General features: G+C 66.4%; 12 protein-coding genes and 2 pseudogenes. 6 read left to right on the forward strand and 8 right to left on the reverse strand.

Going from position 1 to position 14,758, the window contains the following annotated elements; all coding sequences use genetic code 11:
* Positions 1 to 39 precede the first annotated feature (39 nt).
* The 4 genes and pseudogenes from C6A86_RS29240 to C6A86_RS28570 all read right to left on the reverse strand — a co-directional run bounded on the left by C6A86_RS29240 (position 40) and on the right by C6A86_RS28570 (position 4,131).
* A pseudogene (locus tag C6A86_RS29240) lies at positions 40 to 1,538 on the reverse strand (tripartite tricarboxylate transporter permease).
* Positions 1,539 to 2,012 carry a tripartite tricarboxylate transporter TctB family protein gene (locus C6A86_RS28560; RefSeq protein WP_158263243.1) on the reverse strand — a complete coding sequence of 158 codons (474 nt, stop codon included), beginning with the start codon at positions 2,010 to 2,012 and terminating at the stop codon, positions 1,539 to 1,541.
* A gap of 321 nt (positions 2,013 to 2,333) precedes the next feature.
* Positions 2,334 to 3,098 (reverse strand): IclR family transcriptional regulator, encoded by a 765-nt coding sequence (locus C6A86_RS28565; protein ID WP_311100968.1) that lies wholly within the window; start codon positions 3,096 to 3,098, stop codon positions 2,334 to 2,336.
* A 127-nt stretch (positions 3,099 to 3,225) separates the two neighbouring features.
* Positions 3,226 to 4,131, reverse strand: a complete 906-nt coding sequence (locus C6A86_RS28570) for an alpha/beta fold hydrolase (RefSeq protein WP_105362632.1) — start codon at positions 4,129 to 4,131, stop codon at positions 3,226 to 3,228.
* 80 nt (positions 4,132 to 4,211) lie between these two features.
* On the opposite strand from C6A86_RS28570, the pseudogene C6A86_RS28575 reads away from it, so the two are divergent.
* Positions 4,212 to 4,836, forward strand: a pseudogene (locus tag C6A86_RS28575) (winged helix-turn-helix transcriptional regulator).
* 18 nt (positions 4,837 to 4,854) lie between these two features.
* On the opposite strand, the gene C6A86_RS28580 reads toward C6A86_RS28575, so the two are convergent.
* From C6A86_RS28580 to C6A86_RS28590, 3 genes are all read right to left on the reverse strand, one after another.
* The gene (locus tag C6A86_RS28580) at positions 4,855 to 6,870 is read right to left on the reverse strand and encodes a fatty acid desaturase (protein ID WP_105362631.1); all 2,016 of its coding nucleotides are present in this window, start codon (positions 6,868 to 6,870) and stop codon (positions 4,855 to 4,857) included.
* 130 nt (positions 6,871 to 7,000) lie between these two features.
* A complete protein-coding gene (locus C6A86_RS28585) occupies positions 7,001 to 8,242 on the reverse strand; it encodes a CdaR family transcriptional regulator (RefSeq protein WP_105362630.1) in 1,242 nt (413 codons plus the stop codon).
* Between the two features lie 36 nt (positions 8,243 to 8,278).
* Positions 8,279 to 9,571: a hypothetical protein gene (locus tag C6A86_RS28590; RefSeq protein WP_142406936.1), complete on the reverse strand. Its 1,293-nt coding sequence runs from the start codon at positions 9,569 to 9,571 to the stop codon at positions 8,279 to 8,281.
* A 537-nt stretch (positions 9,572 to 10,108) separates the two neighbouring features.
* On the opposite strand from C6A86_RS28590, the gene C6A86_RS28595 reads away from it, so the two are divergent.
* Both C6A86_RS28595 and surE read left to right on the forward strand, forming a co-directional pair.
* Positions 10,109 to 11,128 (forward strand): 1-phosphofructokinase family hexose kinase, encoded by a 1,020-nt coding sequence (locus C6A86_RS28595; RefSeq protein WP_105362628.1) that lies wholly within the window; start codon positions 10,109 to 10,111, stop codon positions 11,126 to 11,128.
* A 20-nt stretch (positions 11,129 to 11,148) separates the two neighbouring features.
* Positions 11,149 to 11,937: a 5'/3'-nucleotidase SurE gene (gene surE, locus C6A86_RS28600; protein ID WP_105362627.1), complete on the forward strand. Its 789-nt coding sequence runs from the start codon at positions 11,149 to 11,151 to the stop codon at positions 11,935 to 11,937.
* Between the two features lie 32 nt (positions 11,938 to 11,969).
* On the opposite strand, the gene C6A86_RS28605 is transcribed toward surE, so the two are convergent.
* A complete protein-coding gene (locus tag C6A86_RS28605; RefSeq protein WP_105362626.1) occupies positions 11,970 to 12,224 on the reverse strand; it encodes a hypothetical protein in 255 nt (84 codons plus the stop codon).
* A gap of 186 nt (positions 12,225 to 12,410) precedes the next feature.
* On the opposite strand from C6A86_RS28605, the gene C6A86_RS28610 reads away from it, so the two are divergent.
* From C6A86_RS28610 to C6A86_RS28620, 3 genes are all read left to right on the forward strand, one after another.
* Positions 12,411 to 12,881, forward strand: coding sequence for a DUF4174 domain-containing protein (locus C6A86_RS28610; protein ID WP_105362625.1), 471 nt, complete (start codon positions 12,411 to 12,413; stop codon positions 12,879 to 12,881).
* Complete coding sequence (locus C6A86_RS28615) at positions 12,875 to 13,501, forward strand: CIA30 family protein (RefSeq protein ID WP_396834452.1); 627 nt, start codon at positions 12,875 to 12,877, stop codon at positions 13,499 to 13,501. The genes C6A86_RS28610 and C6A86_RS28615 overlap by 7 nt, the downstream gene beginning before the upstream one ends.
* Positions 13,502 to 13,571: 70 nt before the next feature.
* A complete protein-coding gene (locus tag C6A86_RS28620) occupies positions 13,572 to 14,660 on the forward strand; it encodes a methyltransferase (RefSeq protein WP_105362624.1) in 1,089 nt (362 codons plus the stop codon).
* Positions 14,661 to 14,758: the final 98 nt, after the last annotated feature.

Here is a 14,758-nt window from a genome sequence, read left to right on the forward strand (position 1 = left end):
CCTTGATTTTCTGGGTTGGTTCGGTGCGGCCGCTACGGCTCAGGTCTCCGGATCGTCCTGCAGCATCTTGGGTTTGCGGAGTTTCAGCAGCGGACTGAGGACGATGAGACCGGCGATGACCAGCAGGACCGCGCTGATCGGGCGGGTGAAGAACACCGCCGGGTCGCCGAGGGACAGCTCCAAGGATTCGCGCATCGAACGTTCCATCAGCGGGCCCAAGACGAGCGTCAATACCAGTGGGGCGAGCGGGATGTCGAGTTTTCGCATCGCCAGCCCGACGACTCCGGCGCCAATCATGACGAACACATCGAACACGGTGAAGTTGATCGTGTAAGAGCCGACGACGAGGAACAACATGATGATTGCCGCGAGCAGCGGGTAGGGAATGCGCAGGATCGAAGTCCACAGTTTCACCAACGGCACGTTGAGCGCGAGCAGGATGACATTGCCGATGAACAAGCTGGCGATGATGGTCCACGCAATTGCGGAGTCTTCGGCGAACAGAGTCGGGCCAGGGGTGAGTCCCTGCTGCAGGAATGCGCCCATGAGCACGGCGATCGTCGGCGATGCCGGGATACCCAGGGTGAAGAGTGGGATCAGTGCGCCGTTGGCGTGCGCGTTGTTGGCGGTTTCCGGCCCGGCGACACCTTCGATGGCGCCGTGTCCCAGTTGATCTCTATGCTGTGAGAACTTTTTTTCCGCGCCGTATGCGAGCAGTGACGACACCGAACCCGTCATGCCGGGGATCAGTCCCAGCGCCGACCCGATGACAGTGCCCCGCCCGATGGATGGGGTGCTGCGGCGCCAGTCCTCCCTCGTCGGCATCAGCGAACGGAAGCCGGGTGCCTTCGGCGCCGCGATCTTTGAACGGCCGGCCATCAACAGTTCGGAAAGGCCGAACAGGCCGACGACGATGGCTACGAAGCTGACGCCGTCGAGCAGACGGTCGGCGCCGAAGGTGATCGCGGGGCTCCGGCGACGGGGTCGACCCCGATCATCGCGATCAGCAACCCGATCACACCCGAAATCAACGCCCGGATCATGGACTTACCTGAAAGGGCGACCAGCAGCGAGAGCCCCACCATGACAAGCGCGAAGAACTCGGGTGGCCCGATTTTGAGGCCGAGTGAGCCCAGTGGTTTCGCAGCGATGACGAGCAGGATGGTCGCCGCCGTCCCCCCGACGAACGAACCGACCGCGGCGATCGTCAGCGCGGACCCGGCGCGTCCTTGTTTCGTCATCTCATAGCCATCGAGAGTGGTGATGGCGGAGGCCGCCTCGCCCGGGGTGTTGAGCAGGACGCTGGTGATGGTTCCGCCGTAGGTCGTGCCGTAGAAGATGGCGGCGAGCATGATGATGGCGCTGGCCGGGTTGAGGTTCATGGTCAGCGGGATGAGCAGGGCCACACCGGCGACCGGCCCGATGCCCGGTAATACGCCGATGAGGGTGCCCAGTAGGCATCCGATCAGCGCGAATGCCAGGTTCTCCCATGTCAGCGCCAGGGCGAAGCCGTTGGCCAGATCAACGAGGACGTCCATCTACAGCCCCAATCCCGACAGGCCGGGCAGGGACGAAAGCGGCAACTGCACGGCCAGAACTCGGTCGAACAACACGAACACGCCGATGCTGCCGACGAGCGCTACGGCAGCCGACACCCACCATTTCTGACGGCCGAGCAGCGTCAGCTCTGCAAACAGGAAGATCGCCATCGAAATCTGGAACCCGATCAGTTCCATGACCGCGGCCAGCACGATCAAGCCGCCGACGACTCCGACCACGTAGGGGCGGTCCAATGCCTCTTCCGGTTCGCGTCGCCCGGCTGAATCGGACGACCCTCGGCGCTCGATGACCGTCTGGATCGACCACACCGCAGAAAGGCCGGCGAGGGCCACACCGAGGACCAGCGGCAGAAGGCCCGGCCCGGGCCCCAACCTCGTCCACAGGCCAAGGGAAGTGGATTCGACCGCGACGTAGAGGCCGATCGCAATGAGAACGAGCTGCGCACTGGGCACCAGAACTCGCTGAGTCGCGGTCGGGCGGATGTCCGCCGACCGCATCTGGGGATCAGGGTGTGTCACCATCGACTACCGTTCTATCAGTGTGTGATAAGTACTATCACCTGCTGTAGTAATGGTGGTCACACTCGAAGGTCGCTGTCAACCCCGATTTGTCTGTGCGGCCTGACCGGCCAGCCACTCCACGAAGGACTCGACCGACGGCGCGACTGTGTTCTGACCGATGGCCGAAGAACCGAGATATCCATCTGCTGAACGTATTTGACGGATCGTCCACTGCTCGCGCAGGAGAGAACCGGGTGTGTGGAGCGGTTCGTTCTAGCCGCTGGCAGGCAGGCGCGCGCCGAGCGCAGTTGCCGCGCGGCGCACCTCCGTGATCGCGCGTGCGATCTGCGGGCCAGCGATCTCTTCTGCGGGTCCGGTGATTCCCAGTACGCCCATCAGCGTCCCGCCCGACGACCGGACGGGTGCCGCGATCGATGCGATCCCATAACTGCGCTCGCTTACCGAGTACGCGTGCCCGTCGGAGCGGATCTTGTCCAGTTCAGCGAGCAGGGCCGCCTTACTGGTCGCATCACCGGACGCCAGCTGAATGGGCGTGGCGTCCGGCACGATCAAATCCACCTCTTCAGCCGCCAGGTCGGCGAGGAAGATTTTCCCCGCGCCACCGAGGTGCAGCGGAAGCCGCTCGCCGACCGGCAGGACGTAGCTCAGTGGATTCTCGCTTTCCACCCGGGCAACCAGCACGCGCGAATTCTCCACGCGCACATAGAGCGATGCGGTGTAGCCAGTGATGGCCGCCAACTGTTGCAGCGTCGTCTGCGCAAGCAGGCTCAAGGGGTTGGTCACCATGAATGCGTGCGCGACCGCAAGCGCGGCAGGGCCGGCGGTGTAGGTGTCGCCGGTGCGTGCGGCGTAGCCGCGCTCCAGCAGCACATTCAGGATGCGTTGACTGGTCGCGACGTGGAGGTCACTCAGGCGTGCGACCTCACTGAGCCGTAGCGGCTGCTTCGCCGTCTGCAATACGGTGAGCACGTCGAATGCACGCTCCAGGGACCGCATGTTGCCGCTCGGCGTAGACATCTGACTCCTCGACACGTACCGAATCCGATCGGTCTTATCACTCTACGAGATGTTCGCGACGCACAGCGCAACTCTGCGACTGAATTGGTGCCGTTCTCCGGCGATCCTCCGGCCGTGCCACTCAGACCTACTCGATCGTGTCACCGCCGCGCTGCTTCGCCGCCCAGCCGCGGACCGCGGCGACGAACTCCTCGGGTGCGTCGGACTGCACGTAGGTGCCGGCACCTTCGACGATGACCGTCTCGTGATCGGTGAAGGTGGCTTCCAGTCGCTCACGCTCCTGGGAACGGAAGGCGATGTCGGCGTCGCCCCACACGATCAGGGTGGGCAGGTGGGCGAGGTCGGCGAGGCCCGCCTCGAGGTCGATGAAGAAGGCGTGGCTGGCGAGCACCCGGCCAGGGAGCACGGCGCTGGCGTGGCGTCGCTCGGCGGTGCCGAGCGCTTGGCGGTAGTGGGCCATCTCGGCGGAGGTTGGGGTTCGCCGGCGGTGACCGGTGGGGATGAAGGCGTTGACGAGGAGGTTGAACTGCCGGACCAGGAATCGCATCGGGAGCCCACCCACGATCCGGGCGAAGGCTTCGAAGTGCAGCACGCCGTTGACCGGCCACGCCCAGGTGTTGGCGAGTACCAGCCGTTCGAAGACGTCTGGCCGCCGCTGTGCGGCCGTCAGGCCGATCGGGCCGCCCCAGTCCTGGGCGACCAGCGTCACGTGGTCCAGTCCGAGGGCGTCGACGAAGCCCGTGACCACGTCTGTGTGCTGCTCGGGGAGGTAGCGGTATCCCGGTTTGGCCTCCGAGAGTCCGAACCCCGGGTAGTCCATTGCGACGCAGCGGAAGTCGTCCCGCAGCGCGGCGATCACGTCACGCCAGAGGAACGACCAGGTCGGGTTGCCATGCAGGAGAAGCAATGTCGGCCCGGAACCCTCGTCGACATAGTGCACGGTGTGCCCGTCGATCTCGACGAAGCGGCTCTGGAACGGAAACAGGTCGTCATCGACCCAGTCGGGCCGCGTGCTCCTGGTGGATTTGGTCATGATGCCTCCTGGCGTGCCAACCTTTTCTGTTGCTTGAAGTTTTCATATAGACTTGAGAAAATCAAGTGCTGGAGGATCCGATGCGTAGCTATGGGCAGTACTGCGGGCTGGCCCGCTCACTCGAAGGTCGTCGGCGATCGGTGGAACCTGCTGATCGTCCGGCAGCTCCTCATTTCCCCCGCCCGCTACCGCGACCTCGTCAACGGCTTGCCCGGTATCGCGACCAACCTGCTCGCCGACCGGCTCCGCGACCTGGAGTCCGCGGGTGTCATCGAGCGGCGGTTGGCCGGTGAAGGCAGTGCGGTCGAGTACAGCCTCACCCCGTGGGGGGCCGAACTGCGCCGGCCGATCGAGAACCTGATCGCCTGGTCCACCCCGCTGATGGTGCGCGGCCCCGAGGGCGATTCCTTCCGCCCCGAGTGGTTCGCGCTCGCCATTCCCGCCCTGCTCGGCGCCCGGGTCAAGGTCCGGTCCTCGGCGACGGTCGGCCTCGACATCGGTGAGGTACTGACGCTTCGCGCGACGCGGGCCGGCTTCGAGGTCGGCACGCACCAGGGCGGCGATCTCGATGCGACCGTCCGCGCCGAACCGGCCTACGTCCTCGGCCTCGCCGCCGGGGCCCTCACTTTGGACGACGCCCGGGCGCTTGGACTGGTCGAGATCGACGGAGACGAGTCCGTGGTGCGCGCGGTGTTCGCCACCTGACCGGTGTGCACACCCGGGTCAGGCGTCGTAGTCCACGGCGACCGTTGCGGTGCTGGGATGGGACTGGCATGTCAGGATGAACCCGGCTTCGAGCTCGGCCTTGTCGAGCACAAAGTTCTGCTCCATCGACACCGCTCCGGACAGCACTTTGGCTTTGCATGTGCCACAGGCGCCGCCCATACAGGCATAGGGCGCGTCGATATCGTTCTTCAGGGCGGATTCGAGGATGGACTCACCGGCGACGAGTTCCACGGTCTGCGTCGCCCCGGACAGCGTGACGCTCACCTGCGCTTCGGGATACGCGCCGACGTGCGTGGGTTGTGGGGCGCCGCGGAACAGTTCGAGCTGCACCCGCTCGGACGGTACCCCCTCGGACGTGAGGCCCCGGTGCAGCGTCGTGACGAGATCACTTGGGCCGCAGAGGTACCAGCGGTCCACCGAGGTGATCTCACCACCGAGCAGCCGAAGGATCATCGCCAGGTCGATACGCCCGCGAAGATATTCCGGATGGTGCGCCTCGGTAGAGCGGACGTGAAAGATGCGCAGCCGGTCGGCATATCGCGCTTCGAGTTCGTCGACTTCGGCCGCGAACATGGTCGAGTCAGCGGTTCGGTTGCCGTAGAACAGGGTGAAGCGGCTCTCGGTTTCGATCTCCATGGTGGTGCGCACGATCGACAGGATGGGCGTGATGCCGCTGCCGGCCGCCACCGCGACATAGTCGTGGCGAGCGAGCGGGTGAAGGGCTGCACCGAAATGACCCGTGGGTGTCATCAGTTCCAGGACATCACCGGCGCGCAGAGATTCGACCGCGAATGTGGAAAACGCCCCACCGGCAATGTGTCGCACCCCGATCGCGAGTTCTCCCGAGGTGGCCGACGTGCAGATCGAGTAGTTTCGCCGGACCACGTCCCCACCGATACGGTGCTTCACGGTCAGATGCTGGCCGGCCTGAAAGTGGAACTGGTCGGCGAGGTGATCGGGAACAGTGAAACTGACTTTGACGCTGTCCGGCGTCAGTCGCTCGACGCTCTTGACCGCAATCGGATGCGTACCGACACTGCCCGTCGCCGCAGAGCGTGGCGTGCGGACTGGCAGCAGCGCAGCCAGTTTCCCGTTGAGGCGTTTCCACTCGCGGTACTGCGGGGCGTCGAGCTGTTGACCGAAGACAGTGCTGATTGCCGCGTCGCGCTCCAGGTAGGCGGCTTCATTGCGTTGCCACGCAGCGACATACCGGTAGAACGGAATGGAGGGATGGAGGTGGTGGACGAGGTGGTAGTTCTGTGACAGCAGCAGCGGGGTCAGGATCCACTCGGAGCCGACGCGGTTGCGGGTCGCACGGTAGCGGTTCTCGCGCTGGGTGTCTTCCAGGTCATGATGCGGCAGCCAGTCGAACCACCAGGCGAGCACGGCCATGGCCACCCGCTCGGGAATCAGATAGATCACCGCGAGCGTCCACAGATGACCGGTGACGGCGGCCGACACGATGACCGTCACCGCGACCGCCATCAACGCTGCCGTTTCCGCGATCTCGGCGCGTGGCCGCTTGCGCCAGTGGCGCACCAGGAAGCGGAGGTACGGCAGATCCATGGCGGGGAAGCGGATGGGCAGCTGCCACCACGGCGCAGCACTCACGAAATGATCGGGGTCGGCGTCACCGTCGTTGGTGTTGCGGTGATGCTCGATGTGGATGAACGCGAAGGACTTGAACGAAATCAGCGGCGAGACAAAGAACATCGCGACACGCCCGAACGCGACGTTGACCCAGCGCCTGGAGCTGATCGAGTAGTGCGACGCGTCGTGCAACACGGTGAACAACACGAAAATCGCGACGGCGCTGGCGGCGATGGTGACGACCGCAGGCAACGTGTCGGTGAGAGCGGCCCATGTTGACGCGCCGAAGAGCGCAAGCGCGAAGGTGAAGATGCCGACGATGGGCCAGGACAGCGCCGGCACCCGCTCACCCGGATCAGGCAGGGCGTGCGGCGAGCCCGCTGCACGGGTTTGGGAGTGTGAGTGTTCCGTCGTGGTGAACATCGGACTCCTCGATCGTGCTGCGGATGAGATGCCCAACCTACAAACGGCCGACAACGTCAACAAGGCCCTCACAGCCCTCCGCGATGTGCTGGCAGCACATCGCGGCACGGCCCAACCCCCGGTGGCGAGGCTAGGCCCCGGGTAACACCGAGGCTCCCAGCACGTCGCACACGAGTAGGGCCGCGTGCAGTTCGGCGACCTTGACCGTCGCGGGCCGGCCCCGGCGCTCTTCGGCACGACGCACCCGTTGCAGCACCGTGTTCTTGTGGATTCCCAACGTGCGGGCGGCGGCGGTCAGACTCCCCTGCGCGTCGAGAACAGCCAGCAGAGCGGCGCGCTCACCGCGCTCTTTGCTGCCGTCGAGCGCGAGGTCACCGAGCTGTGCCGCAACGAAAGACCGTGCCGTATCGAGGTCGCGCGCGACGGCGTCCACCAACGCGACATCGCCGAACTCGGTGATCGATGGCGCCCCGCGCCCCGACAGTTCGACGACTCGCCGCGTGCGCACCGCCTCCAGGTGCGTCGCGCGAAAACCCGCGGCGCCGGGATGGGGTGAGCCCACCGCCAGATGCACGTGCTCTGATGGGCCCGGGAACTCCGCCGCCAAACGTGCGAGCGAAACCGCCCTCTCGTCCGTGGCCGAGGACCACCCCCACACCGCGAGTGGTCCGTCCGCCACGACGAGCGGATGACCGTCTCCGAGATGGCGGCCCACGTGCTTGGCGAATCCCTCCAGGTCCACACCGCGGTCCTTGACCCAACACACGAATCCGATCTGCCGGCCGGTGAGCCGGTGGCTGAGCACACGCTCGGCCCGGGCGCTGTCGACCCGCTCACCGGCCAGCAGTGCCCGCACCACGTCGTCGCGATCGGCTCTCGCCTGGTTCTGCCGTCGGTCGAGCTCGGCGACATACTCGGCCGCCACCAGCGAGGAAATGCGGTCGATGTAGCGAAACCCGAAGCGCTCGAGCTCGGCGAAGGTGCGCAGTGCCACAGCGGGATCGTCTATCCAGTTCATGAGCGAGTCGGAGAGCTTCTCGGTGAAGTACTCATGACCCAGGCGGTAGAACCGCAACATGACATCGACGCTGTGCCCTCGCGCTGCCATGGCCCGCGCGTGCTCGAGCGCAGTGACCGGTGCCTCCGCCGCCGCGACATCGATGCCATGACGGAACATCGAAAGGACCGCTTCAAGATTCGACGAGCATGAGCCCAGGGTCAGGCCACGGAGCTCGGTATCGCCGCCGACCTCCGGTATCCGATCGACCAGGTAGTTCAGCATGTCGTCGGCCAGGCTGGACACATCCCCCAGCAGCGAGGCCGCGACACCCCTTCCGGCGACCGCGCCGTCAGCCGACTCGCGCGGGTCCATGCCTGCAGACTAACCGCGACGGTGATCGGCTAGCCGTCAGACCGCCACGGTGACGAAACGGCTCACCGGCAATGCCGAGACAGCGGCGCGACCGATGACCACGCCTTGAGCCGTGCCCTTCTGCGTCGTGATGGGCAGAGTCGATCCCGGGAGCAGATCGTCACCGTTGTCGGTGTCCCCGGAGAACCACTCGTCGAACCAGGTGGTGGCCAATACCGTCACCGCAGCCTGGTTCTGTGGCTTCGGGAAGCCCGCGGCGATGAAGGCGGAGAACTGGATGATCGGGTTGCCGCCCCGCATCGAATCCATGTGCACACCGCCCTTGAGCACCACCCCGTTGAACCGGCCCGGGCGCGCCTCGTTGAGCGCCTCCTTGACGTTGCTCGTCGAGTTCAGGAAGTTCGAGGGTGCACCGATCTCGCGGATCGGGATGAAGCGGCCGGTGGCATCCTCATAGGCGGCCAACTTGGCCAAGGTGTCGACCATCGTCGTGCCGGTCGGGACCCCGTCCAGCGTGATCACTCCGACCAGGTTGTCGACGGCACCGTTGTCGACCAAGTAGCCGGCGGCGGCCGAAACCAGCTGCCCGCCAAGGGAATGGCCGGCAAGACCGAACTTCTCGGGCAGCTGTGCGGTGGTCGGGTCCAAGCCGTAACGGGTGGCGAAGCCGGCGGCGAGGGCACTGTCGGTCAGAGCCGTCCGCTCGCCGACGAACAGATCGGCGATGGCCTTCGCCATGCCTTCACCGCCGAGCCAGTGGTCATCGCCGGCGAAAATGTTCGACGGGATCGACGGCGTGACGACGATGCTGCCGGTCGACGCGGCGAGGTCCGCCGCGGTGTAGCTGTACATCGGGCCCAGCGCCAACAACCCGTGCTGCAGGACGATCAGCTTGTCCGGCACCACATCCCCTTCGGGGTAGTACCAGTTCGCCTTCAGCCGCTGCCCGTTGGAGAGCACGATGGAGGAGCTTCGCACCGTCACGTTGCTGTTCGGCGGCAGCGACGGCGGACCGGTAACCAGTGCCTCCAGCGCCTGAATGGTGTTCACGGCCAGCGAGCCAACGGTGCTGACGACGGCGTTGGCCACACTGCGGACCCAGCCCAGCAGTGACGGCGTGCGTGGGGCGGCGGCCTGCACCGGCGCCGCCGCCTCGGGTGTGGCCAGAGCCAGCGATACGGTCGGCTGCGCAGAGACGCGCGCCGCTGCCGCGCCACCGGAGCCGATATCGGTCAGCGCCGGTGGAGCCACACCTGGGGTGCGCGCGGCGGGATCGGGTTGGGCGGCTACCGCGAGGGTCGGCCTGAGCGCCCAGGAGGTCGCCGGCACAGAGTGCGACCGTGGCGCCGTCACCGCGGCGGTCCTGACGGTTAGGTTCCTCTTCTTTTTCTTCGGCGGTTCTGTGAGCCCGTCTGCCGGATAGGAGATTTCGGGAGATTCCGCCACGGGAGTGCCCGAGTCCGGATCGGCGTCGGGCTTTTCACTCTGCGCGACGTCTCGGACGGTGGTGAGCCGGGGGCCACGGACGGTGCCCGTTGTCGGGCCGTCGGCCGCAGGGCTTGTGGACGAACCGCTCTGCGGGCTCGACGCATCGTCCGCCACAGCAGCACCTGCACCCGCGAATACGGCAGCAGTGACCCCGCCGGACAAAAGCCCGGCACCGACCCACGCAGTTAGTCGTTCCACCATTTCCCCAGCGCCTTTGCGATAGTGAATGAAGCTAACTTTCGTGGAGACTAACGCCGGGTTGAGGGTTCGCGTGCCGTTTTGCGCGTACCGAACTGGCCACCCGGCGGCCAGTCAACGACTCGGACCGACGTTCCCGGCGTCGGTGCACAAATGCGCCGAGTGGGTACTCACCCATCCATGACGAGTACGGAGACCTCCGGGCACACGCACGACCAGACCGATCCCACAGCCGCGTCGAAGCATCCGCACACCGTGGTCATCTTCGCCCCGTCACCCGTGCTGACCGTGACCGTCGAGGACCGTTCCGGTGAGGCCGACATTCACGTGCACGCGGGGGGACAGGGCGTGTGGCAGTCACGCATGGTGTCCTCGCTCGGCGTGCCGACCGTGCTGTGTGCCGCACTCGGCGGGGAAACCGGCTCCGTGCTCGGCCATCTGCTGCCGACAGCGGACGTCACCGTGCGAAGCGTTGCGGTCAGCGCACGCAACGGGGCATACGTGCACGATCGCCGCTCGGGCGATCGAGACATCATCGCCGAGAGCCCCGGGAGCCCGCTGGACCGCCACGAGCTCGACTCGCTCTACGAACTGACCCTGACCGACGGTCTCATTCACGGGTGGGTGCTGCTGTCCGGGCCGCAGGACGACCGGGTGGTTCCGGCCGACCTCTACCGGCGCCTGGCCACCGACCTCGGTGCCAACGGGTGCAAAGTCGCCGCCGATCTCGCCGGCGAGCGACTTGAGGCGGTCCTCGCGGGTGGGCCGGATCTGATCAAGGTGAGTCACGAGGAACTGCTCGACGACGGCCGGGCGAAGTCCGAGGATGCCGAAGACCTGGTCGCGGCCATGCGATCGCTGCGCGACGAAGGCGCGGGAACGATCGTCGTGTCACGGTCCGGGGCCGCACCGGCCCTGGCCCTGCTCGACGAACACGACGCAGCGGGCGACGGGACGCGAGGCGGTGCCGTCCTAGAGGTCGAGATGCCCAAGTTGGAGCCGGCCGACCCGGCCGGTGCCGGGGACTCGATGACGGCAGGCATGGTCGCCGCGCTGGCGAGCGGACGTTCGCTGCGCGAAGCGTTGCAGATCGGCGCGGCTTGCGGGGCGCTGAATGTGGTGCGCCACGGCTTGGGCACCGGCGGAGCGCAGGCCGTGGAGACGCTCGCCGCACGGGTCGAGCTGCGCTCGTGGGGATAGGACGAGAGGGAGGACGACGGGTGCCGCGCGCATTGGTGACCAATGACGACGGGATCGACTCGGCCGGACTGCACGCGCTGGCGGTCGCGGCACGGCAGGCGGGACTGGACGTGATCGTGGCCGCACCCGCGGAGCAGGCCAGCGGCGCCAGTGCGTCCCTGGCCGCGGTCCGGCGCGACGGTCGCACGGTCATCGAGCGCCGAGAGGTGCCCGGCCTGGACGGCATCGAAGCATGGGCGGTCCAGGCGCAACCCGGACACATCGTGGCTGCGGCGCTGAACGGCTGGTTCGATCCACGTCCGGACCTGGTGCTGTCCGGGATCAATCATGGCGCGAACGTCGGTCAGGCGGTACTGCATTCGGGCACCGTCGGCGCGGCGTTGACCGCGAAGACCAACGGCGTTCGTGCGTTGGCGGTTTCTTTGGATGTGGCGCTGCACCCCAGCGGGCAGCGGCACTGGGGAACTGCCGCCGATCTCGTGGCTCCGGTGCTGCAGCTGCTACTCGATGCGCCCGAGGCCACCGTGCTGTCCTTCAACGTTCCTGACCGCCCTGGGGCCGAAGTTGGACCCATCCACCATGCCGCGCTGGCGCGTGGCGGAGCGGTGCAGGCGCGTGTCGACGAAGTTCGCGATGGCGACGTCCGGCTGGCCGAGTTCGAGATGAACGAGGATCCCGAACCTGGCACCGACAGCGCGCTGCTCGCTGCCGGGCACCCGACGCTCACCGAACTCCGGTCCGTCGAAGCGCACAGTGGTGGACTGGTGCAGCACTGGCTACAGGCGAGGACCGCGCACGGCAACAGCTGACGCGCCGACTCTGCCCCGAGATGTGCGCAGCCTCAGGCGCCCGCTGGCACCGGGTAGCGGTCGTTGATGTCGGCGCCGGACGCTTTGCGCGCGCAGTGGGCGCAACAGAAGATGCCCTCGTCCGCCTCCACTCCATGGCCGAGGATCCGGCAGCCGCAGTGCGCGCAATCGGGCGCGAGCTGGACGGCGGCACATTCCACGCTGTCGAAAGTCGCCGAATGCCCGTCCGCGAAGGTCACCGAGAAGGCCTTGTCGTAGTCGTTGCCGCAGGTATCGCAGATCGCCATCAGAACTCCTCACATTGCCGTTCAGCAATGTGTGCCCAACCGCGCGGGTCGCCAAACGGGCAGCAGCCCTGTGGTGCTGGAACGGGTGGCCGGTCAGATCGACAGCGCGGCGTCGGTGCGGGCGAGGATCTCCTCGGGAGCATCGACTTCGACAACCCGGCATGCGTCGGTAAAGTCGAGAAGACTATGGCAGCGAAGCGCAGGGGCCGACGATTGGCGCTCATGCTCAGTGCTTTGACAATGTGCGCCGTCCTCGGATCGGGTACCGCCGGGGCTGCCGAACTCAGTGACTATCGCTGGACGAATCGTCCCCTGCTGCTGTTCGCGCCCACGAACAGCGATCCGCGGCTCGTGGAAACGTTGACCAGAATCGAGGCCAGTCGATGCGACTTTGTCGCTCGGGACATGGTGATCGGCCTGGTGGTGTCCGAGGGCACCAGCACGCTCGATGGCCACGTCCTCAGCGCCGATGCGTCACAGCGGCTGGCAAACCAGTATGCGATCGAGGAAAACGCCTTCAGCGTGTTGTTGATCGGAAAGGACGGCGGCGAGAAGCTGCGCGTCAACCAGGTACCGGATCTTCAAGCCGTCTATGCCGTGGTCGACGGCATGCCCATGCGCAGCCGCGAGATGGCCTCCGGTCCGAGCCGGTGTTGAAGCGTCTGCTGGTCGGCATCGTCGTCGCGTGCTCGGCGCTTCTGGCTGCGTCGTGCGGAAGCACCGAGCGATCCGCCAACGCAGACGAGACGACGAACGCGCCGGAGACTCCTCGCTCGTCGGTACTCGTCGACCTCGACGATGCCGGCGAGGTCGCCACCTGGACAACCGTCAACGACCCTGTCATGGGCGGAATGTCCACCTCCAAGATCGCATTCGGCGACGGTGGCCTCGTGTTCTCCGGCAATCTCTCGCTGGAGAACAATGGCGGGTTCGCCTCGGCCCGCAGTCCGCAGGACCCCGACATCGGGCGGCGAGCAACAGGCGCGAAGTCGCTCCGCGTGCACGCACTGGGCGACGGAAAGACCTACCTGTTGAAGCTGGGCATTGCAGGGCAACCGTGGTCCTACGCTCAGCGCTTCCCCACCGAGGCCGCCGTCCCCCGGGTCTACGAGCTGCCCATCGAGGGGTTCGAGCCGGTCGGCATGCGCCTGGATCCGGCGCCCGACGCTCCGCAGGCACTGGACCCTTCGCTCATCGACGAAGTGGCGGTCTACATTCTGGACAAACAGCAGGGCCCCTTCGCGATCACGATTGGCGCGATCGATGCCACGACCTGAAAGTAGTTGCTGCACAGTTTTTTCCGTCAGGACCGCAAAGCCAGGACGCTCCAGGGCGTAGCCTGCACGGATGGCATCGACGCCTATACCCGTGGTACTGGCCACGCTCGCGCTGCGACGCCTGCTCAAACAGTTGGCGGACAGGCTGGTGCCGCCTCAGATCGCGATGCTGGACCTCGGCGAGGGTGTCGGTGGCGTCCAGATCGCCGCAGCGATAGCCGAACTCGGGATTGCCGATGTGCTCGCCGCAGGGCCGATGACCGCACAGCAGATTGCCGCCCGGATCGACTGCGATGACGAGACCACGCATCGCCTGCTACGCGGTGCCGTCGCGTGCGACCTGTGCACGATGGATCGCCGGACCGGTGCGGTGGCACTGACCCGGATGGGAGCGGTGTTGCGCAGCGACCACCCTGCGTCGCTGCGAGCCTGGATGCGCTACAAGGGAATGCGGTCGACCGTCGACGCCTGGGGTGGGCTGGCCGCCAGCGTGCGTAGTGGCCGCAGCGCGTTCGAGATCGTGCACGGCATGTCGGTCTGGGAGTGGTTTGCCACGCACCCGGACGAGCAACGGGTGTTCGCCGCGACGATGCGCCAGGCCACCGAGATCAGTGCCCGCGCCATCGCCCGGGTGTATCCGTGGCCGGACCGGGCCGTGGTGTGTGACGTGGCCGGTGGGATCGGCACGCTGCTGTCGGTCATCGTGGCCGAGTCGCCCGCGAACCTGCGCGGGTTTCTGGTCGACAGTGCGGGAATGATCGCCGAGGCGGAAGGTTTACTGGCAGAGCGCGCGGTTGCCGACCGCATCGACCGGGTCGAGGGCGACATCTTTCACGCCGTGCCCGCCACCGCCGACGTCTACCTGCTCAAGGATGTGCTGCACGACTGGGACGACGAACGCTGCGCGAAGATCCTCGACGCGGTGGCGGCGAGCATGCCCGTCGGCAGCAGGCTGGTGGTGATCGAGTACCTGCAGCCACGGAATCGCCCGAATCCGTTCTCACCGCTGCTCGACCTGCATACGTTGACCCAACGGGACGGTGGACGTCTGCGCTCGCTGGACGAATTGTCGGCACTGCTCACCGGCGCCGGCCTACGACCCACCGGCCGCACGTTCTCGGTCGTGCCACACGACCTCGTCGAGGCAGAGAAGATCTGAGCACAGGTCTGCGACACGATCAGGGCACGGCCAAACCTGCCAGCGGTGTTAGGCACATCACGCGTCCTTCGGCGTGCGGATTCGGCTGCGACAAAAGT

The sequence above is a fragment of the Mycobacterium sp. ITM-2016-00316 genome (assembly GCF_002968335.2).
GTDB lineage: Bacteria > Actinomycetota > Actinomycetes > Mycobacteriales > Mycobacteriaceae > Mycobacterium.